This is a genomic window from Kamptonema animale CS-326 (genome assembly GCF_028330895.1).
GTDB lineage: Bacteria > Cyanobacteriota > Cyanobacteriia > Cyanobacteriales > Microcoleaceae > Kamptonema > Kamptonema formosum.
The window spans coordinates 1-21,217 of sequence record NZ_JAQMUA010000432.1; the positions used below are offsets into that span (position 1 = coordinate 1).

At 42.0% G+C, this 21,217-nt stretch carries 22 protein-coding genes; 10 read left to right on the top strand and 12 right to left on the bottom strand.

The window, feature by feature from the left end:
* Positions 1 to 2,498, top strand: a 2,498-nt coding sequence (locus tag PN499_RS25165) for a non-ribosomal peptide synthetase (RefSeq protein WP_272035693.1), incomplete at its 5' end; no start/stop codon positions are given.
* Positions 2,499 to 2,656: 158 nt separating this feature from the next.
* Here PN499_RS25165 and PN499_RS25170 read toward each other — a convergent pair.
* Together PN499_RS25170 and PN499_RS25175 are read right to left on the bottom strand one after the other, a co-directional pair.
* Positions 2,657 to 3,688, bottom strand: coding sequence for a M28 family peptidase (locus tag PN499_RS25170; protein WP_272035695.1), 1,032 nt, complete (start codon positions 3,686 to 3,688; stop codon positions 2,657 to 2,659).
* 27 nt (positions 3,689 to 3,715) lie between these two features.
* Positions 3,716 to 4,324 (bottom strand): hypothetical protein, encoded by a 609-nt coding sequence (locus PN499_RS25175; RefSeq protein WP_272035697.1) that lies wholly within the window; start codon positions 4,322 to 4,324, stop codon positions 3,716 to 3,718.
* A 218-nt stretch (positions 4,325 to 4,542) separates the two neighbouring features.
* On the opposite strand from PN499_RS25175, the gene glgP reads away from it, so the two are divergent.
* Positions 4,543 to 7,101, top strand: a complete 2,559-nt coding sequence (gene glgP / locus PN499_RS25180) for an alpha-glucan family phosphorylase (protein WP_272035699.1) — start codon at positions 4,543 to 4,545, stop codon at positions 7,099 to 7,101.
* 251 nt (positions 7,102 to 7,352) lie between these two features.
* Here glgP and PN499_RS25185 read toward each other — a convergent pair whose 3' ends face one another.
* The 5 genes from PN499_RS25185 to PN499_RS25205 form a co-directional block, all read right to left on the bottom strand.
* Positions 7,353 to 8,507: a hypothetical protein gene (locus PN499_RS25185; RefSeq protein WP_272035701.1), complete on the bottom strand. Its 1,155-nt coding sequence runs from the start codon at positions 8,505 to 8,507 to the stop codon at positions 7,353 to 7,355.
* A complete protein-coding gene (locus PN499_RS25190) occupies positions 8,508 to 10,109 on the bottom strand; it encodes an AAA family ATPase (RefSeq protein WP_272035703.1) in 1,602 nt (533 codons plus the stop codon).
* A 232-nt stretch (positions 10,110 to 10,341) separates the two neighbouring features.
* Positions 10,342 to 10,965 (bottom strand): DNA-3-methyladenine glycosylase family protein, encoded by a 624-nt coding sequence (locus PN499_RS25195; protein WP_272035705.1) that lies wholly within the window; start codon positions 10,963 to 10,965, stop codon positions 10,342 to 10,344.
* Entirely contained in the window at positions 10,966 to 11,091 is a 126-nt protein-coding gene (locus tag PN499_RS25200; RefSeq protein WP_272035707.1) for a hypothetical protein, read from the bottom strand. It abuts the gene before it with no gap.
* 32 nt (positions 11,092 to 11,123) lie between these two features.
* Positions 11,124 to 11,279 carry a hypothetical protein gene (locus tag PN499_RS25205; RefSeq protein ID WP_272035709.1) on the bottom strand — a complete coding sequence of 52 codons (156 nt, stop codon included), beginning with the start codon at positions 11,277 to 11,279 and terminating at the stop codon, positions 11,124 to 11,126.
* Positions 11,280 to 11,361: 82 nt separating this feature from the next.
* On the opposite strand from PN499_RS25205, the gene PN499_RS25210 reads away from it, so the two are divergent.
* The 4 genes from PN499_RS25210 (at position 11,362) to PN499_RS25225 (ending at position 13,293) form a co-directional block, all read left to right on the top strand.
* The gene (locus tag PN499_RS25210) at positions 11,362 to 11,931 is read left to right on the top strand and encodes a transposase (protein WP_272035710.1); all 570 of its coding nucleotides are present in this window, start codon (positions 11,362 to 11,364) and stop codon (positions 11,929 to 11,931) included.
* A 360-nt stretch (positions 11,932 to 12,291) separates the two neighbouring features.
* Complete coding sequence (locus PN499_RS25215; RefSeq protein ID WP_272035712.1) at positions 12,292 to 12,612, top strand: hypothetical protein; 321 nt, start codon at positions 12,292 to 12,294, stop codon at positions 12,610 to 12,612.
* Positions 12,609 to 13,037 (top strand): hypothetical protein, encoded by a 429-nt coding sequence (locus PN499_RS25220; protein ID WP_272035714.1) that lies wholly within the window; start codon positions 12,609 to 12,611, stop codon positions 13,035 to 13,037. The genes PN499_RS25215 and PN499_RS25220 overlap by 4 nt, the downstream gene beginning before the upstream one ends.
* Before the next feature lie 7 nt (positions 13,038 to 13,044).
* Positions 13,045 to 13,293, top strand: coding sequence for an AbrB/MazE/SpoVT family DNA-binding domain-containing protein (locus tag PN499_RS25225; RefSeq protein WP_272035716.1), 249 nt, complete (start codon positions 13,045 to 13,047; stop codon positions 13,291 to 13,293).
* Between the two features lie 32 nt (positions 13,294 to 13,325).
* On the opposite strand, the gene PN499_RS25230 is transcribed toward PN499_RS25225, so the two are convergent.
* The 3 genes from PN499_RS25230 to PN499_RS25240 form a co-directional block, all read right to left on the bottom strand.
* Complete coding sequence (locus PN499_RS25230; protein ID WP_272035718.1) at positions 13,326 to 13,604, bottom strand: BrnA antitoxin family protein; 279 nt, start codon at positions 13,602 to 13,604, stop codon at positions 13,326 to 13,328.
* Positions 13,567 to 13,845: a BrnT family toxin gene (locus tag PN499_RS25235; protein ID WP_272035720.1), complete on the bottom strand. Its 279-nt coding sequence runs from the start codon at positions 13,843 to 13,845 to the stop codon at positions 13,567 to 13,569. Before PN499_RS25235 ends, PN499_RS25230 begins: the two co-directional genes overlap by 38 nt.
* 353 nt (positions 13,846 to 14,198) lie before the next feature.
* Positions 14,199 to 14,498, bottom strand: a complete 300-nt coding sequence (locus tag PN499_RS25240) for a hypothetical protein (RefSeq protein WP_007357810.1) — start codon at positions 14,496 to 14,498, stop codon at positions 14,199 to 14,201.
* 58 nt (positions 14,499 to 14,556) lie between these two features.
* On the opposite strand from PN499_RS25240, the gene PN499_RS25245 reads away from it, so the two are divergent.
* From PN499_RS25245 to PN499_RS25260, 4 genes are all read left to right on the top strand, one after another.
* Complete coding sequence (locus PN499_RS25245; protein ID WP_272035723.1) at positions 14,557 to 15,117, top strand: Uma2 family endonuclease; 561 nt, start codon at positions 14,557 to 14,559, stop codon at positions 15,115 to 15,117.
* A 53-nt stretch (positions 15,118 to 15,170) separates the two neighbouring features.
* Positions 15,171 to 16,184: a tryptophan--tRNA ligase gene (gene trpS, locus PN499_RS25250; protein ID WP_272035725.1), complete on the top strand. Its 1,014-nt coding sequence runs from the start codon at positions 15,171 to 15,173 to the stop codon at positions 16,182 to 16,184.
* Between the two features lie 199 nt (positions 16,185 to 16,383).
* Positions 16,384 to 17,274: a methylenetetrahydrofolate reductase gene (locus tag PN499_RS25255; protein WP_272035727.1), complete on the top strand. Its 891-nt coding sequence runs from the start codon at positions 16,384 to 16,386 to the stop codon at positions 17,272 to 17,274.
* Positions 17,275 to 17,410: 136 nt separating this feature from the next.
* A complete protein-coding gene (locus tag PN499_RS25260; protein WP_272035729.1) occupies positions 17,411 to 19,069 on the top strand; it encodes a mucoidy inhibitor MuiA family protein in 1,659 nt (552 codons plus the stop codon).
* A 149-nt stretch (positions 19,070 to 19,218) separates the two neighbouring features.
* On the opposite strand, the gene PN499_RS25265 is transcribed toward PN499_RS25260, so the two are convergent.
* Together PN499_RS25265 and PN499_RS25270 are read right to left on the bottom strand one after the other, a co-directional pair.
* Positions 19,219 to 20,223: a tetratricopeptide repeat protein gene (locus PN499_RS25265; RefSeq protein ID WP_272035731.1), complete on the bottom strand. Its 1,005-nt coding sequence runs from the start codon at positions 20,221 to 20,223 to the stop codon at positions 19,219 to 19,221.
* Positions 20,224 to 20,413: 190 nt separating this feature from the next.
* Complete coding sequence (locus PN499_RS25270) at positions 20,414 to 21,193, bottom strand: carbon dioxide-concentrating mechanism protein (protein WP_272035733.1); 780 nt, start codon at positions 21,191 to 21,193, stop codon at positions 20,414 to 20,416.
* Positions 21,194 to 21,217 lie beyond the last annotated feature (24 nt).

Sequence of the window (21,217 nt, forward strand, 5' to 3'; positions counted from 1 at the left end):
CGATCGCGACAGTCTTTGAAAATCAATATTTAACCTACCGCGAACTCAACAGCAAAGCCAACAAAATCGCCCATTACTTGCAGCAAAGGGGAGTTAAGCCGGAAGTTTTAGTAGGCATTTGTATCGATCGCTCTTTAGATGCGATCGCAGGATTGTTAGGCATTCTCAAAGCAGGCGGAGCATATCTACCTTTAGATCCAAGTTATCCCCAAGAGCGCCTTAACTTCATGTTAGAAGATGCTGGCATATCCATCTTGCTAACGACTCAGCAGCACTTAACCCGCTTTACCGCCACAGCGCAACCAGATTGCCAAGTCCCCAATCTGACTGTAGTTTGCCTCGATCGAGATGGGGATGCGATCGCGCGCGAAAGCCAACAAAATCCTAACAGCCAAGTAACCCTTGAAAACCTCGCTTACGTCATCTATACTTCAGGTTCAACAGGCAAACCAAAAGGCGTTTTAATCGAACACAAAGGACTGTCAAATTTAGCCGCCGCTCAAATACAAGCTTTTAAATTGCAGCCAAATCACCGCGTTTTGCAATTCGCATCTCTCAGTTTTGATGCCTCTATTTTTGAAATAGTCATGGCACTGCGATCGGGAGCAAGGCTTTACTTAGCAACCAAAGAAACTCTATTGCCCGGAAAGCCTTTAATCCAATTTTTGCGTGACAATGCTATTAGCCACGTCACCCTTCCACCCGCTGTTTTAAAACTATTGCCAAAAGCCGAACTTCCCGCACTTCAAACTCTGATCGTTGCAGGCGAATCTTGTTCGCAGGATATTGTTAAACTCTGGGCTAAAAACCGCCAATTTTTTAACGCTTACGGCCCTACCGAAGCTACTGTCTGGTCAAGTATTTCCGAACTTAACGAACATCAAAAAGTGTCGATTGGTCGCCCAATTCTTCATACTCAAATCTATATTTTAGACCAAAATTTGCAGCCAGTACCCATCGGCATTCCCGGCGAACTCCACGTCAGCGGTTTGGGAGTGGCTAGAGGATATCTCAACCGATCGCACTTAACACGACAGCGCTTTATTCCTAATCCTTTTAGCGATAAAGAAGGAGAACGAACTTATAAAACTGGTGATTTAGCCCGCTACCTTCCTGACGGCAATATCGAATTTTTAGGCCGCATTGACGAACAGGTGAAAGTGCGGGGTTTCCGCATTGAATTGGGCGAAATTGAAGCGGTATTGAGACAGCATCCGGGAGTGCAAGAAACCGCCGCGATCGCCTGCAATGACTCATCGGGAAATCAGCGCCTAATTGCTTATATTGTCCCCAACAATCCGACACTAAATGCTCTCGAACTGCGGAATTTCTTAAAATCAAAGCTGCCACCATACATGATGCCGAATGCTTTTGAAATTATTGATTATTTGCCGCTAACCCCCAACGGTAAAATCGACCGCCGCCGCCTATCTTCACCCGAAAACCTAACAGCCGCATCGGGGGCTCGCGCTTTCGCAGATCCTCGCAACCAAACTGAATCAACTCTTGCCCAAATCTGGGCTTCAATTCTCAATCTCGATCGCATTAGCATTGTTGATAACTTCTTCGATTTAGGAGGAGATTCGCTGCTGGCTGTTCGCCTGATCGATCGAATTAACAAGCAATTTCAGCAAGATTTACCGCTCTCTACCCTGTTCTTAAATCCCACAGTCGAAAATTTAGCAAATCGCCTAAATGTAGGTAAAAATTCTTTGCCAAATTCGCCTTTAGTTGCCATTAATTCTCAAGGTTCAAATCCGCCTTTCTTTTGCGTCCATCCCATCTTCGGCGTAGTTTTCCCTTATTATAAACTAGCAGCACATTTAGGAAAAGATCGACCGTTTTACGCGCTGCAACCGCAAGGGATTGAAGGCGAATCTTCTCCCTTAACTAGCATTGAAGATATGGCGGCTTTTTATATCGCCGCAGTGCGTGAAGTGCAGCCGCAAGGGCCGTATTTTTTAGGAGGTTGGTCATTTGGGGGTTTAGTTGCTTTTGAGATGGCTCAACAGTTGCAACAATCGGGCGATCGCGTGGCTTTGCTGGCGATACTCGACACTTTAGCACCAATTCCCCCCAATCAAATTTCCTTTTGGGACGGCTGTAAGTTTCTGCTGACAACAGCGTTGCGATCGGTTTGGCCTTTTGTATTAGATTATTTTCGCCTGCTGGCTGCTACGGATAACTTTTTGGGTGAAAGTTTAGCAGTTAGAATTGCTAAACTAAATAAAGCTATTAAACCCATATTGGCTGTGTTTCAAGCTAACAGCAAGGCAACTCTGGCTTACGTGCCGCCAACTTACGAGCATAAGATTACTCTCCTGCGATCGACTGCACAAACAAGCAAGAGCGATCGGGATTTTACCCTCGGCTGGAGCGAACTTACAAACGAAAAAGTAGAAGTTATTAGATTACCTGGAAATCATTTAACTATGCTCAGAGAACCCCACGTTCAAGTCCTCGCTCAACAGCTAAGACAATGTTTCAAAACTTGCTAAGTTCGTAGTTGCGGGTTGACTCGTCGCGCGGGGGATCGGCTCAAATCTGGCTTTAATAAACTCTTGGGAGTACAGAAATGAAGCAGAGTTAATAATTAAATGGGTAGGAAAAATCAAAGCAAGGGTAATAGTGGATCGCGTTTTAAATGCACCACACCTTAACCACTAACTAATAATTTAGCAGTAGCATTGACAACAATTTGAGCAGCACCCGTAAAGAAAGGGCGATCGATTGTTGCTAGAGTATCCGTAGGTTGGTGATAGTGAGGCGATCGCAAATTTGCAGTATCCGTCACCAACACCGCACCCACTCCCTGATACCAAAAAGGCGCGTGATCGCTCCGTAAAACATCCGGTGTCAGCACGCCTTTGAGAGGAACTGGAAGCGTTACAACTGTTGGTAAATCCGCTTTCCCAGACTCAGTGAAAGTGCTCAGTAATGGCAAATGTTCGGCATCTCCCACCACAGCGATAAATTCTCCCTTGTCTGGAGATTTCACTCCTGCGGCCTGCAAAAATTGATTAGAAGCTAGCCCTTCTGGATAGCTCTGACATCCTGAAATTTGGCAAGCATAACCCACCATATCCAGAACTATCACCCCTTGTAAATCCTTTAACTGCGACTTGTTACCAGTGAAAGCCAAACTGCCTAAAAGTCCCAATTCTTCGCGATCGAATAATACCACTTGTAGCGTCCGAGGTGTTGATTTTGAGCTTAAAAGTCGTGCCACTTCTAGAACTACGGCCACCCCAGTAGCATTGTCATCAACTCCAGGCGATCGCGGTACAGTGTCGTAATGGGCACCAACTAGAATAGCACCCGCTGAAGGGTCAGTACCTTTGCGTTCCGCAAAGACATTGACACCGCCATTAAAGGGCTGCAATACTGGTGAAAATCCCATCTCTCGCAATTGTTGAGATAAGTAATTGCGAGTGCGATCGCGATCGCCATCCCCATAGCGTTCACCCGCCAAAGCTTCAAGGTAGCGCCACAGTCGTTCAGAATCAACCTGTGGCAATTCTAGCTCCTGTGGGTAAGACAAATCTGGCGGTGTCGAATTTGGGGAAATATTCACAGTGCGATCGACTTTCACCTCTGGTACGAATGAGGGATACCAAGAGTGAGAACCCCAACCAGCTACCCCAACAGCAACCAGAATCAATATCGCCACCCAAATTAAATTCTTCATTGAAAACTCAAAACTCAAAATTCCAAACTAAGATCGAAACTCCCCATTTTCAATTTCCAATTCCTGATTCCAGTCAATTTCCTTATTCCCCAGCTCAAACTTATTGCCTTGAAAGAAAACGTGAGGAATTGTCGTTGCCGAAAACTCAACAATAGTTACAGGTTTTTGTAACCACTGGCAATAACTCGGATTTACCTCCTGGTAAATTGCCTTAAAAGACTGAATTTCCACCTCTAGCTGTGCTGCTAGCTGATTAATTTTTTGAGCTTGAGATTGCAAAAGCTTTCCTCCCGCTTGCACCTGTCGCTCAAGTTCCAGCCATTCCTGCTGAGAGCGTAACCGATTCAACTCAGCCTGCTTGTGTGCTAGTAAAGTTTCTTTGTGCTTAAGTTGAATTTCTAGAGCTTGGATACTTTTGTCAATCTCCTTAAGTTGTTGCACCCAATTAGCCGCAGCCGTAGCATTATGCTTGTGAAATTGGGCAAGAGCTTCTGGTGAGTTATTTTTAGGGAAGGCAACAGCGACTCGGAATGAAGAGCGCTGTTGGCGAATTTCGTCGAGTTCCCCTTCCAGGGAAAGGCATTCCGCTTGCAAGGCGGCGATTTCGGCTTCAAGTTCTGCGATCGTCTGGCTCATAACTTTTAGGAACGGGACAACCAATTTTAAATTGTTAACTGTTGACTGTTAACTGTTAACTGTTAACTGTTAACTGGCAATTCTCCCCTTCTCCCCAGTCCTCAGTCCCCAGTTCCCAGTCCCAAATTCAATAGATATCTCAAAACAGTGTTAAGAACAACCGACTTAAGGCTAAACACAGCAGAAGATAAGCGTATCTGAAGTTAGAGGTCTTGTCCATGCAGCCAATTCGCACATTTAACGTTTCTCCTTCCTTACCCTCAAGTCTAGAACCTCTACGCAAGCTTGCCTACAACTTGCACTGGGATTGGAATGTAGAGACTAAAGACTTATTCCGCAGGCTCGATCGCGACTTGTGGGACTCTAGCAACCAAAACCCGGTATTGATGCTAGGAACCATTTCTCAGCAGCGACTCCAGGAAGTATCAGAAGATCGAGGCTTCCTGGCTCAAATGAACCGTGCAGCCTTGCAATTAGACGATTACCTCAAAAACCGAGATTGGTATCGCAAACAGCGCAGTACGAAGCAGCAGGAATGCTACGCTTACTTTTCGATGGAATTTGGCTTAGTCAAAGCTCTGCCCATTTATTCTGGCGGTTTAGGGGTGCTGGCTGGCGATCACCTCAAATCTGCTAGCGATTTAGGTTTGCCGCTTGTAGGGGTGGGTTTGCTGTACCAGGAAGGTTATTTTTCCCAGTACCTTAACGCTGATGGTTGGCAGCAAGAGCGCTACCCGATCAATGATTTCTATAATATGCCCCTGCACTTGGAGCGCAATCCCGATGGCTCGGAGTTGCGAATTGCAGTAGACTATCCCGGCCGCCAAGTGTACGCCCGGATTTGGCGGGTGCAAGTGGGTGTTATACCTTTGTACTTGCTAGATACGAATATTGAACCCAACAACCGCTACGACCAAGATATCACCGATCAACTTTACGGTGGGGATAAGGATCTGCGGATGCACCAGGAAATTATGCTGGGTATCGGTGGTGTGAAAATGCTCAAGGCTTTGGGGCTGAAAGTGACGACATACCACATGAATGAAGGTCACGCAGCGTTTATGACTCTGGAACGCATCCGCGTTTTGATGCAGGAAGAACACTTGAGTTTTGAGGCTGCGGAACAGGTTGTTGTTTCTAGTAGCGTATTTACAACTCATACGCCTGTCCCTGCTGGTTTTGATTTGTTCGATCCAGAGATGGTGATGCACTATGTCGGCGATTATGCTGAGATTTTTGGTTTATCTCCTGATGAATTTATGGCTTTGGGCCGGGAAAATACTGGTGATTTGGTCGCGCCTTTGAATATGGCAATTCTGGCAATTAAAATGTCCAGTTTTGTCAATGGTGTGGCGGCTTTGCATGGTAAGGTTTCGCGCCCGATGTTTCAGGATTTATGGCCGGGATTGCCTGTGGACGAAGTGCCGATTACGTCGATTACGAATGGGGTACACGCCCGTAGTTGTGTGGCTAAGCCTACTCAGGAGTTGTACGATCGCTATCTCGGCCCCAATTGGGAGATGAGTCACAAAGACGATCGCTTGTGGGATCGTTTGTCTGCGATTCCTGATGAGGAGTTGTGGCGCAATCACGAACGCTGTCGTCTGGAGTTGGTGGTGTTTGCGCGGGAGTTGTTGGTGAAGAGTTTGCGCGATCGCGGTTCTTCCCAAAAGGAACTCAATCTGGCCCAAGAAGCTCTCGATCCTAGTGTTTTAACAATTGGTTTTGCTCGTCGTTTTGCTACTTATAAACGCGCTACTTTGTTCCTGCGGGATGTCGATCGCATTAAGCGAATTATGCGGGAAAAGGGCCAACGGGTGCAATTTGTAATCGCTGGTAAGGCTCACCCGATGGATATTCCGGGTAAGGAATTGATCCGCGATATTGTTCACTTCATCCGCGAGCAAGATGTGCGCGATTCGATCGTATTTCTCCCGAATTACGACATTAATGTTTCTCGGTTTATGGTGGCGGGTTGCGATGTCTGGCTGAATACGCCGCGTCGTCCCCGTGAAGCTTCTGGTACTTCGGGGATGAAGGCTTCGATGAATGGTTTGCCGAATTTAAGTATCTTAGATGGCTGGTGGGATGAAGCGGATTATGTTCGCACTGGTTGGGCGATCGGTCATGGGGAGTTTTATGAGGATACTGAGTATCAAGATGAGGTTGAGGCGAATGCTTTATATGACTTGATGGAGAAGGAAGTTGTACCGCTATTTTATGACCGCGATCGTGATGGGATTCCTCGCGGTTGGGTGGCGAAAATGAAGGATGCAATTCGCTTGAATTGTCCTGTATTTAATACTGCCCGGATGGTACAAGATTACGCTCAGCGGGCCTATTTTCCGGCTAGCGATCGCTTCTACGGAATGAGCTCGGAAGGTTATGCTCCTGCTAAGGAGTTAGCTGAGTGGAAGAAACAGTTACTTGAGAAGTGGTATGACATCAAAATTGAGGCAGTTGATGTCTCTGAAGATGTCGAAGTTAAGGTGAATCAGTCGATCACTGTGAAAGCTCGAATTAATTTGGCTGGGTTGACTCCTGCGGATGTGCAAGTCGAACTCTATCAAGGTGCTCTAGATACTAATGGGCAAATTATCGGAGGGATGCCGGTGGTGATGGAGTATGTGGGAGAAGACGATCGCAATTCGACGCTTTATTTGGCTGATATTACTTATACTTCCAGTGGGTTACAGGGTTTATCGATGCGGGTTTTGCCTAAGCATGATTATCTCAGTAGTCCTTATGAAGTGGGTGTGATTCTTTGGGCCTCTTGATTTTGGTTATATCCAGTTTGGTTGATTAACCATTGTTAGGAGTGGGGGCGGGTTTACAATATCTAGGAGTGTTTGATTATAGATATTTGTGAACCTGCTCCTTGTATATTCAAAAAGGTAGGCGAGCGCTGGTGTTTCTGACAGTTAAAATCCATCTACGGAATCAAGCGCTCTGTTCGTTCATTATTAGGTTGAAGTAGCAGAGCAAATGTGTTCTACCATCTATAAATAAAAAGGTAATAGCCCATTAATTATAAAGTACGAATAGGACTGTCAGCAATGCACCAATTCATAACAACCTCTCCAATATTTTCCCAATGAGGATGCTTAGATTTCTCAACTATTTTCTCAATTTCATTAGGAGTTTTTTGTTGAAGATATTTAAGGGTATGGCTGAGCGTATTTTCTCCAAAGCCAAGTGATATTTTACATTTACATTCTCCACTATTACTGCATTTCCAGTTAACCAGACACCAATCATCTATACGACTTGATATGTTAGGAATTAGAGAAATTTGCACCTGCCAAAATTCTTTGGATTTAGGATGTTTTGCATTAATAATTTCCTTCATCCATGTTCCTTTCTTTATATCTAAAAAATACTTAGCCTCAACTGCACTACCACTAATACTTTCAAAAACTTTTAATGCTTCAAGTCTGTCTCGATATGTTTCTTTATGTCTCTCCTGATTTCCGGAACACAGGTTAGATAAAATTGAGGGAGGTATTAAGTTTTCAATTTCACGGCAATCAAGAACAAGAATTCGCGTGTATAGACAAGTTGAATCGCTCTGATCTTGGATGCGAGATGCTGTGGAGCCAAAGTTTTCATAAGGAGCAATTTTGTCACTATCTACAATACAAAGGCAAAAACGTTTTTTTCCTTGTTGAATATTAATATACTCATTAGCAATTGTATTACCACCACCTCCTCTAGGTTCGTATGCTATTGGTACCTTAAGTTGATTCCATTTAAGATAAACTTTTCCTATACTTTCGTATAAAAAAGCATCAGCACTATTTTCACACAGGAGTATAGTTTCCTGTAATGAATATGAATCATTAAAAAAACTTGGAGGAACTTTAATAATTTGCTTACCTGCATCCTTAAACACTTTTGGTTCATAACAATAACAACGGTTGACAATTTCAATATATTTCGTTACCACAGAAAGATAGGATAAATATTGTGTGGCTGGGCCATATAACTTTTTGTAAGTCTTCCTTGTAATTTCAGATAAACGAGAGCATTGAACAATCTTTTCTAAAGTTTCTCTCTTAGCCGTTACTGAATGCTTACCTTCTCGACGAGCAGTCGCAAGATTTTCTAAAGCCAAAACAGTGTCATCATCCCAAGTATTTTCATCTCCATTATCTACTACAGAGTTATGAATAAAAATTAGCATTTATACAAGTTCCATTTCAAAAAAACCTAGTGGCCAGTTTAAAAGATACCCATCTGAATCGAATTGGACATTTCTTATGGTTACTTCTCCCAGTTTATCAGATGGCTCAAACAAAACAATGTTAATTTCATCAGGAGAAATTTTGCCTTCAGCAATTAATTGCCCTAAGCGATTTACCAACACTTCACTATGGGTTTCAATCATTAAACGTAGATCAATATCGTTATCCTTAGCTGCTGTGATTGACTTAACCAGTGCATCTGTTAAAGTCCCTTGCAGACGGGGATGAAGATGTAACTCAGGTTGCTCAATAGCGTATGTTATTGTTCCTCGGTTTCCTCTATTAGATGAACTTAGTAACCATAATTGAGTAATAACAGGAAGAATTTGAGAAAAACCGAACCCAGTATCAGCAATATTTAGGTCTTTATCCGAATCCTTAGAACATATTGTTAGTGAAATATGATCAATGCTCGATTTAATTGATGGATTAAATCCAAAGTTATCTAAAGTCCAAGCCGAAAAGCTTTGCATTTGTGACTGATTTAGATTCCGCAAAAACATTGCAAGATTATTACCTTGGGAATCCACCTCATCAACAGCTAAACCTTGATATCGGTAATAACGTACTGCTGTAGCTCTTACTGGTCCAATATAGCTAATATTCTTTGAAAAATTGGCTAGTATCTCATCACATTTTTCAATAATAAAAGATATCGCAAATGCGATAATAATATCTCTTAGCTCTTTAAACTCTTTTGTCTCTATTGTCCATTCTTGGGTTTTACTCTTCCAGGATTTGCCAGCAAAAGTATTTTGTTGAATATCTTTTAGCATATTTTCTGAGTTACCTAGACCAAAGGAGAGTACCATTTTAATAATATTTTCTAACTTAGTTTTAGGATGAATTGTCTCCTCTATTTTGTCTGTTAAAGCTTTAAATAAAGCGGGCAATCGAAATACATATGTATTAAGGATCTGAGAATATAAGAATGATTTATTAAACTCATATTCTTTTTTTTGCTCTTTTTCAGTAATAGTGGGCAAAAGGAAATTAATATTAAATTTACTGGAAAAATATTTATCGCCCAAATTTAACACATTTAACACATTAAATGAATTCACCCAAAATTTTGTCAGATAATCATCTTCACCAAACTCCAATTCAATTTTTGAATCTTCAATCTGCAAAAATATTTTACTTGTTCTTGTAGCTTCTTTATTTTTATACTTTGATACCTGAAGACTTAAGGTTATGTTAAGAGTGTTTAAAATTTTTGCTCCTTCAGAAAAAATAAGGTCTACAAAATCTGTATTTATACCATAGTTGCTTGATTCGAGCTTGAAGTTAAAAGAAAATGCAATGCTGCCTTCTCCTCCAGTTTGATGAGCATCATCAAAATTTCCGAAGTCAACTAGGCGGCCAAACCAAAGTATTGGTTCAATTGTTCTCAATTCTACGCTTTGTTTTAATAGAGGAAGAATACGCAGAAAACTACTCTTGCCTGAACTATTTTGCCCAAGAAGAACAGTTATAGGCTTTAACTGAATATGGCCAGTATCACCAAGACATCGTAATCTTTCCACTCTAATAGAATCCATTCATACCTCTTAACAATAAGTTCCCTGCCTATTCGTAGTAGGCTCTCTGAGCGCCGAAGGTATTGGTCTTAAGAAGCACTCACCCCAGTATTGCTTATAGTTTAGCTTGTCCTTGGCTCATAACAACTTTTTCGGCTACTGCTCACTCACATCTTAACGTATGAGCGATCGCACACTCTAGATGTGGAGGATGGACAGAGCGATCGCATCTTCCCCCTTATTCTAACAATCCTCAAACTAACGGTAAAGGCTCCAAACTGCGCCACAAGTACCACGAGGCAATACTACAATAAGGCTTCCACTTTTGCCCTAAACGTTCTGTAGTCTTGCGATCGGGAAGAGCATCAAGACCATAGAGTTTCCGAATCCCTGAACGTATACCTAAATCATCCACAGGTAAAACATCCCACCGATTAAGACGGAAAATTAAAAACATCTGAACACTCCAGCGACCGATACCTTTCACTCGCGTTAGATTCTTAATAATCGATTCATCATCCATGATTTCCAACTCCTCAATGGTCGGCAATCCCTCGATCGCATGACGCGCTAAATCTTTGAGATAAGATATTTTGGGGCGCGAAATACCCACCTGGCGGAGCACTTCATCCGGCGTATCGAGGACATCTTGCGCCAGAGGGAACTGAGTGTTAGCGTAAAGCTGAAGAAATCGAGCGTGGATAACTTTAGCTACCTTGGTAGAAAGTTGTTGATGCAGAATTGACTGGGATAGACAAAAGAACAAGTCTCCCTCCAACTCGCGCTGATTTAATTGACACGCACCAACTTGGTCAATGAGTTGTCCCAAAATGGGATCGGAATCCTTGAGATAGTCAATAGCGAGCGAGTAATTCATCTACGCAAAAACCCAATATTGTTTGCGATTTGTATTCCAAATAGTACGCAATATAGAAATATTAGCGTATTCCGATCGCACCTCAGCCTGAGCCCAGAAACCGGGTTTCTGCGATAATTTAGGCATCCTACCGAAGATTTGGGTAACAAACCCGGTTTCTAAGTCCCCCACGCGATCGCTCCCTGAACCCAGAAACCGGGTTTCTGCGATAATGTTGGCATCCTACCGAAGATTTGGGTAAGAAACCCGGTTTCTAAGTCCCACGCGATCGCCCCCTGAGCAAAGAAACCGGGTTTCTGCGATAATGTTGGCATCCTAACGAAGATTTGGATAAGAAACCCGGTTTCTAAGTCCCACGCGATCGCACATTTCTGACTTCCTCACCTACACTCTGATATGCCACGTCGCCAAATTATCTTCCAAGCGGGTAATTACTACCATGTTTATAACCGAGGTAATAACTGTCAGCTTATCTTTTTTGAGCGAGAAAACTATATTTATTTTTTACGTCAATTAAGAAATCATCTGATTACTCATGGCGTTGATATTATTGCTTATTGTTTGATGCCGAACCACTATCATTTATTAGTTTACCTGCAAAATGATGATTTTTCCAAGCTGATGCAGTCATTTACTTTGTCTTATACTAAAGCTATCAATAAACGCTATCAAAGGGTGGGTTCACTATTTCAGGGACGATTTCAGGCTATTCATGTAGATCGAGAAGACTATTTATTACACTTAACTCGATATATTCACTTAAACCCAGTCTCTGCTAAGATAGTTGAAAAAGCTGAGGATTGGGAGTTTTCCAGCTATCAGGAATATATTGATTTGCGCCAGGGAAGTTTACCTAAAATAGAGGGGATGCGAGCGCAATTTCACTCAGCAGATGCTTATCGTTACTTTTTAGAAGATTATGCAAAAAGCGATAAATTAATCCAGAATTTAACCTTTGAAGAATAGAAGGCTTTAAGAAACCGGGTTTCTGCGACAATTTAGGCATCCTATCGAAGATTTGGGTAAGAAACCCGGTTTCTCAGACCCTCACGCGATCGCGCCTCAGCCTGAGCCCAGAAACCGGGTTTCTGCGATAATTTAGGCATCCTATCGAAGATTTGGATAAGAAACCCGGTTTCTAAGTCCCTCACGCGATCGCTCCCTGAACCCAGAAACCGGGTTTCTGCGATAATTTAGGCATCCTACCGAAGATTTGGGTAAGAAACCCGGTTTCTCAGACCTCCACGCGATCGCGCATCTCTACTAATTGCCTTGTAAAAAGTGAGATAATAATTAAGTTGATTGAGTAAAAAGCATAAACTTAGATTGTCATTTCACTCACGCTATGCAGATGGCAGACTTGTGCTGAAAAACCAGCAACCGCCACGACTTGGAGAATCAAGACCCGATCCGAATGCTCTAGGCCCTCATTCTCAGTTAAGATGGGATACTTATAATCAGAGGATTTATCAGGCGCGAGAGTTCGATCGGTCAGGACAACCCGTAAGAGATATTGATTTTACCAGTCCCACCTATCCTAATGGCAATCCCCGTCCAGATCATCTGCCACCACCGCATCAACATCGGTGGATACCAAATCCCACTGGTGGTACTCCTACTAGAAGTAGAATCCCGGAAGCACTATGAAATCTGAAAAGTCGGCTATTACCTATAATATCAGTCAAAAATGGGCTGTGACTCTTTGCCCGGAAGCAGAAGAAAAACTGGAATTGAAAGTTGCAAAAATCATTGAGTATTTAGACAAAAATTATCTCTTAAAGCAATGGGTAATATCTGATATTGAAGCTACGGGAAGTTACGGCAATTGCTTGACTTCGCGGTGTAATAATCAGGAAATATTTCAAGTATCTACTTCTGATTTGTTGGAGGTAATGGGGGAAGAAGGTCAAGTTATTGAATTAGATGCTAGTTTAATAAAAGATGACGAGGAATTATTTAAAATATTGATTAGAGATGGGGTTTCAATTGATTTACTTGGGAGAGGGGAGATGATACCACTGACGGTTTTGGGGAAATATGTTTATGTTGACAAAGAACTGTTTATGTGGTAAATAATATATGACAGTCAAAATACACATCAGCAACTTGGGTAATTCCTTAGCTTTGCCAATACCGGACTATATTGTAAAATTTTTCAACCTGAAAGCAGATGATTCAGTAATTTATAGTATAGAAAATGGAAAAATAGTCATAGAGCCTGTAAATCAGAAAGTTTCCAAATATACCCTAGATGAATTATTGGCAGGCGAAATAGAACCCAGGGAAGAAATCTTTTGGGGAAAACCAGAAGGAGAAGAATTTTGGTAAACTATATCCCCGAACCATCTACCAGAAAAATATTAAACTACTTGTTTTCCATCACTACTCTCAATATAACGCCGCAACACCGAATTAATTGTAGTTTTATACTCTGCACTTTGCTCTCGAAACCATGCTATCACCTCAGCATCTAACTGAATCAAATTACGAGCTTGGGCGGCTGGTATTCTTAGCATAGCACTATCAAAAAATTCATCCGTCAAAGGTGGAATATCAGAGTAATCAATATCCTCATCAGTCATCGCCTCTAACGCCACCCAATTAGTACGAGAGATATTGCTCGAATCGTTGACGCTCATATCGATTTGCCTTTCGTGCTGATATGATCCTAATTATATCATCCTGCCTTTCTGTCCAGACAACAACCGCTACACCGTTTCGCAAAAACCCGATCCCAATCCAACGATCCTCCCCATAGTCAATACGCCGATCGATCTCAGTTAGCATAGGGCGATCGAACATCTCAGAAACATCTGCAAAATCAATCCGATGTTTGGCAATATTTTCCGATCTCTTTGCTTCGTCCCATTCAAACAGCATGAAAAATCAATTAACGCTAAGTAGGATCTAAATTTATGATACGTTATTTTGCACTCAGAGAAACCCGGTTTCTGCGAGACTTATTGCATCCTCACCGAGATTTGGGTAAGACTCTAAGAAACCGGGTTTCTGCGATAATTTAGGCATTCTACCGAAGATTTGGATAAGAAACCCGGTTTCTCAGACCCTCACGCGATCGCAACCTTAGCCCAGAAACCCGATCCAAATTTAAGAATAACAAACACGGATTTAAACGCAGATACAGGCAACAAGTCATTAAAAATTGAGTTCATCATTCTCAAATTTCAAGCAAATTATCTCTAGTCTCTGCGTTCAAAATCCGTATTTTCACCCTACATTTCCTGCATTAACCGCAGATAATTCTGCCGCATCTCTGCCATATTGTCCATCATTTTATTAGCCATGTCTTTCTCAACATCACTCATTTGCTGCCAAAAAGCAGCCGATCGCCTTGCCGCGATCGTATCTTGCCATAGCATCTCCAAAAGTTGCGCCGCCATTGGATTTTCAGCGTCTATAAGGTTGCACAATTGCTCAAACGCTCGATTTGCCTCGACGTGATTCGTAACATCCTGGGCCAGCATCAGGCATTTCTTGAGTTCGAGAATGGGATTTTGAGAAGAGTAAGTCATAATTAGAATCAGGTTAAGCTACAAAAACTATACTGCCATCCACCCCGACTTAGTTATTATGACTCTAACACTTAAAGACTTAGAGCGGATGCAAACCACGCTCCAAGAATCTCATCAGGACTACCAACTAGAACTTGTAGAAGGGAAAATTAGCGTTATGGGGCCTTCAGATTACATTTCCGACGAAATTGGCTCTCGGCTGATCGTTTTTTTAGGCGCTTGGGTAATGGCCCACAAATTGGGGCGCGTGACGGGTGCGGCGGCGGGTTTTATTCTGCCCAATCCTGATGCCGATTTACGTGCTCCCGATGTATCCTTTGTCAAGGCCGAAAAGCTCAAACGTAGTCAAAGAAGTTTTGTTCAGCTAGTCCCCGACTTGATGGTAGAGATTAAATCTAAAACTGATAGAATTAAACCAATTGTTGAAAAAATCGAATCTTTTTTAGCACTCGGATCTCAAACTGGCATCCTGATTGACCCTGACAAAGAAACAGTTACTATTTATCGTCTCACAGGTGAGCCTGTAGTGTTAACTAGCAGCGATACTTTGACGATACCAGAATTATTTCCTGGTTGGGAGTTGCCAATTTCTGAACTTGGGCCGCCAGTGTTTGATTAATAGTTAAAATATCGTGTCACACTAAATAATTGATTTCAGTTCAATTCTAACTCATGGATAAAAAACTGCGCGTCCTCTCTGGAGTTCAACCAACCGGTAATCTCCACCTTGGTAATTATCTCGGTGCTATTCGTAACTGGGTAGAAGGTCAAAGTCAGTATGAAAATTTCTTCTGTGTGGTGGATTTACACGCGATCACTGCACCCCATAATCCCGCTATACTAGCATCAGACACTTATGCGATCGCAGCTTTGTACTTAGCTTGCGGCATAGATTTACAACATTCTACCATCTTCGTGCAGTCTCACGTCCCCGCTCACGCTGAATTAGCATGGTTGCTTAACTGTATCACGCCGATCAATTGGCTGGAAGATATGATTCAGTTTAAGGAAAAAGCTGTCAAACAGGGAGAAAATGTAAATGCGGGTTTGCTAAATTACCCCGTGTTAATGGCGGCGGATATTTTACTCTATGATGCCGATAAAGTGCCAGTGGGGGAAGATCAAAAGCAACACTTGGAACTTACCCGCGATATTGCTGTCAGATTAAATCATCAATTTGGTACACCGGAAAATCCAGTGTTGAAACTTCCCGATCCCCTAATTCGCAAGGAAGGGGCCAGAGTGATGAGTTTGACTGATGGAACTCGTAAAATGTCTAAGTCTGACCCTTCGGAACAAAGTCGGATTAATTTGCTAGATTCCCCAGATGCGATCGCTAAAAAAATTAAGCGCTGCAAAACTGACGCGGTGCGAGGTTTGACCTTTGACAGTAGCGATCGCCCCGAAGCTAGAAACTTATTGACACTTTATCTGCTACTCTCTGGGAAAACTAAGGAAGAAGTGGCCGCAGAGTGTCAAGATATGGGTTGGGGTGAATTTAAGCCGCTGTTGACAGAAACGACAATTAACGCGCTCAAACCGATTCAGGACAAGTATAAAGATATAATGGACGATCGCGGCTATCTGGAATCAGTTTTGCGTCAGGGGAAGGAACAAGCTAGTGCGATCGCCAACCAAACGCTTACAAAAGTTAAAAAAGCCTTTGGTTATTCTCTCCCTGATTGATAGGTAAAATAAGTTAAAACCGCCCAGCGAATATAATTCGCTAAGTAATGCGGGAACACAAACAAAGTCCCCCTACGCGGACTATAAAAAAACCAGGTTGTTAAAACCCGCGTAGGCGGGTTTAGTTTGTGTAGAAGCGGTTTTAACCGCCCAGTTTTAGAAACTCAATAACTAAGTAAAATCTCAAATCTCAAATCGAATGAATCGTTTTCGTACCGCCTGCAAAACCCCTGGAGAATTTATCATTACCGCCGAGGTGACACCGCCCAAAGGCGGCGATCCCACCCACATGATTAAAATGGCTCAAACTCTCAAAGATAGAGTCCATGCAGTAAATATTACCGATGGCAGTAGAGCCGTATTGCGGATGTGTCCTTTGGCAGCTTCCGTAATTTTATTACAACATGAAATAGAGCCAATTTGTCAAGTAGCTTGTCGCGATCGCAACCAAATTGGTATTCAAGCTGACCTCATGGGCGCTCACGCTTTAGGCATCAAAAATATCCTAGCATTAACAGGCGATCCAGTCAAGGCAGGCGACCATCCTAAAGCTAAAAGTGTCTTCGATTTAGAAGCAGTAAGATTGTTGCAATTAATTCAAAAAATGAATGGGGGTAGTGACTGGAATGATAAACCTCTAACTGATGGCATTACGGATTTATTTGTAGGTGCAGCCGTCGATCCTCAATCCCCTAGTTGGTCAGGATTGCAAAGTAGATTCGAGAAGAAAATAGCAGCCGGCTCTCAATTTTTCCAAAGTCAATTAATCAGCGATTTTGACATTCTAGATAAATTCATGAATCAAATCGCCGCAGGTTGTAACAAGCCAATTTTAGCTGGCATATTTCTCCTGAAATCTGCAAAAAATGCCGAATTTATCAATAAATACGTACCCGGAGTTAATATCCCCCAGCACATAATCGATCGCTTAGCAAATGCTTCAGAACCTTTAGAAGAAGGGATAAAAATTGCCGCCGAACAGGTTCAATTAGCGCGGCAACTTTGTCAAGGAGTTCATGTTATGGCCGTGAAGCGGGAAGATTTAATTCCCAAAATTTTGGATAAGGCCGGAATTCCACCCCTAACTTAATTACAATGAAATGGTTATCAACCGATATCTAGCAGCGAATTCATCCCATAATTAGATTTATCTTTGTTACTGCGCTGCATTTTAATTAGTTCCCCTTTAGAAGCAATCAAAGAATTTCGTAAAGGTATTAGTAGCAATGACTAATTCAGAATTACCCAATCCCGATCGAGAACAGATCAAAATAGTAGACTCCCAAATCTCAGAAGTAACCGTCTACACAAATCAAGCGCGGGTGACGCGCCGAGGTTTAGTAACATTAACTGGGAACGAGAAAGAATTAGTTATCGCCTCTCTCCCGCGAACAATTCAAAGTGAGTCTGTAAGAGCAACTGGTGCCGGTACAATAGCAGTAAACTTATTAGGAGTTCGCACAGAACAAATCTTTACAACTGAACCCGTCGAAGAAAAAAACAGATTATTATCTAAAAGAATCGAGCAGTTAGAAGAACAAAAACGCACAATTGCCGATCAACTAACAGCGCGAAAATTACAACTTAAATTTGTTGAAGGATTAAGCGATAAATCAGTCGGTTTCTTTTCTAGTAGTCTAGCAAAACAACAGGTTGGCTTGAATGAAACTGGAGAATTATTAAATTTCTTAGGACAAAATTACCGGAAATATATCGGCGCGATAGCGCAGCTAGAAAAACAGCAGCAACAGTTAGATAAACAATTACAAGCTATCCGCAGACAATTACAGCAAATACAAAATCATCGTCCTCAAGAAAGTTTCAGCATTTTTGTTGCCATAGAAGCAAGTGAAAGTGGGGATTTTGAGTTAGAAGTGTCTTATATGATAAATCGAGCCAGTTGGACACCACTTTATGACTTGCGCGTAAACACCACCGACAACCAAATTAATCTTAGTTACTTAGCCGAAGTCAATCAGAATACAGGCGAAGATTGGACAAATATAGTACTTACTTTGTCTACAGCTAAACCAGGATTAGGAACTTTACCGCCTAAGCTTGACCCTTGGTATATCGATGTATTTCATCCAATACCAGTCGAAAAGCCAGAATTTATGAGACAAAGAACTGCGAGAAAAACCGCAGCCAGCGAAGAAATATTTAGGGCCGCAGATATGGTATTGGGAGACGAAGAAATTCTAGGGAGTGTATTTCCTGCATCTGCACCCATAGCTGCTCAAACGGCGACAGCCACAGTTTCTACAGAAGGCGGTGTAGTCACATTTCAAATAGGAGGAAATAGCAATATTCCTAATGATGGAAATCCCCAAAAAGTAACTATTTTTAATGAAAATTACCCCAGTCGCCCTGAATATATTGTTCTTCCTCGATTAGTTAGTTTCGCCTATTTACAAGCTGTTGTTATTAATCCCCTGACAGGTGCTACATTATTACCAGGGGAAGCTAATATCTTTCGAGACAACACTTTTGTTGGTACAACCCAGTTAGAAAATATTGCCCCTGGCCAAGAATTTAAGCTGAATTTAGGTATTGATGAAGGGTTAAAGATTGAACGCGAATTAGTTGAAAGACAAGTAGATAAGAAATTAATCGGTAATCAGCGACGCACGAGTTATGCTTATCGGCTGATGATTACGAATTTACGACAAGTATCAGCAAGTGTGACCCTGAAAGAGCAACTACCAGTGAGTCGCAACGAGCAAATAAAGGTGCGCCTTACTCTGACTAATCCAAAGGTACAGCTAGGAGAAATGGGTTTGTTAGAATGGGTAATAGAGCTTCCACCTCAAGGTAAACAAGAGTTATACTATCAGTTTGTCGTCGAGCATTCTCCTGACTTAAATATATTGGGTTTAGATATTTAGCTAATGGTTAATAGTTAATGGTTAGTTGTTAGTTGTTAGTTGTTATGTTAGTTGTTTATAGAAGTTTTCAATGGTAGGTATTGCTTACAATCACCAATTACCAACTACCAATTACCAATTACCAATTACCAATTACCAATTACCAAATTCTAATCATTGAGAAACTCACCTTCACAGATAATTTCCGATCTATTGATCAAATCATCTGGGTCCCAAAGAGAGCCTAAAGTTGTATTGAAATATTCCCCACCATTATTAACTTCCATGCGCGGTGCTTCTTTGGAGTAAGCTTTAACATGAGGAGTGCAGCGCTGCGCCTGATAGAAGAAATAAGCTTCAGAATTGATGCACATTACGTGATAGAAATCCTTATTAGCTCCTGGTGCATCTCCCAACTTGTATCGCGCTAAACCCCTGTTGAGATATGCTTTCACGTAAGTAGGATCGAGCTGTAATGCCTTGTCAAAATCTTCAATTGCCAGCTTCATTTCTAGCAATTTATAACGAACACAACCTCGGTTATAGAACGCATAAACATTTGTTGCATCGAGCTTGAGTGCTTCATTATAATCATCAATTGCTTTCAGATTATCTCCTAAGTGGTGATAGGATAAACCACGATTGATATAACCCTTGATGTAAGTGGGATTAAGCTGTAATGTTTGATTAAAATCATCAATTGCTTTCTGCTTATCTCCCAAAAGATAGTAAGCCCGTCCTCGATTGTAATATGTTTTATAGTTACTAGGATTAATAGCTATGGCTCGATCGTAATCGTGAATTGCCGCTTCGTATTCTCCTAAATTTGCTAGAACCAGCCCTCGATTATTATAGATTGCATCGCTTTGAGGATTGCTTTCTAGTGCGCGGTTAAGATCCTCAATTGCTTTTTGATTTTCTCCTAAATGTCGCCAAGCATTTCCTCGGTTGAGGTAAGCCTCAAACAAATCAGGGCTAATATCTAGTGCTTGGCTAAGATCTGTAATTGCTCTCTGGTAATCTTTAAGGTAATAGTAAACTAGACCGCGATTATTATAAGTTTTGGCATCGCTAGGATTGATTGCAAGTACCTGATTGAAGTCTGCGATCGCATCTTCGTAGTATCCTTTCTTAGCTTTGTTTAAACCACGCTTGTACAATTGCTTAATATTCATCTGCTTTCTCCCTTAGAAATACTTGGCAAGGTACAAATTTTAATTGGTAATTGTTAATTGGTAATTGGTAATTGGTGATTGGTAATTGTTACGCCGAAGTAGTTTCAAAGTATTGCGATTGCTTCGCTTTGCTCGCAATGACAACTAACAACTAACCATTAACCATTAACTATTAACCATTAACTATTCCCTATTCCCTGTATTGTTCTTCAATATACATTGGTACGACCTCCAATTCTGGAAGCTGAATCAGTTCTTTTTCTGTTTCCTTTTCCTTAACCGATATAGGCAAAAGCACCGTTTTTGGCTTTTCAATCCAACAACTTGCTAAAGGTAAAGTTTGCTCCAAATCTTCTAAAGGTCGAGGAATTACCATCACTGCATTTAACTCACCAATTCGCTCAGCTTCGTACATTCCCGCCTCAACCGCCATCGCCACATCTGCTACTGCACCTCTGATAATAGCGGTACACAAACCCGATCCAATTTTTTCATAGGCGGCTAAGTGTACTTCGGCTGACTTGAGCATAGCATCGCAAGCACCGACCATTGCCGGGAAGCCCCGCGTTTCTAGCAGACCAATCGCTTGATTGCTCAAGCGAGAGTAACCACCGCCAAGGGAAAGTTCGGACAAACGTGCCCCCATTGGAAGTACCTCTTCCAAGTTTGGTAAAGGTCTAGCAATCACTAACTTAGAAACAAATTGCCCAAATTGTTCGGCGGTTTGAGCGCCGGACTCTACGGCTAAACGGACATCAGAAATTCTGCCACGCACGATCGCCGTACAGTAACCGCTGCCAATTTTTTCATATCCTACTAAAGTCACCCCCGCTGACTTCAGCATCATATCAGCAGTCCCAACGATCGCAGGGAAACTTCGGGTTGATACTAAACCCAGAGCCATATCCTTAAAGCTTTGTTCGTGGTGCGATCGCTCGTAAGCGATTGGTCTTGGGGTGTGGGTGTCCATCTTAAACCTCCATTAGAGGATAGT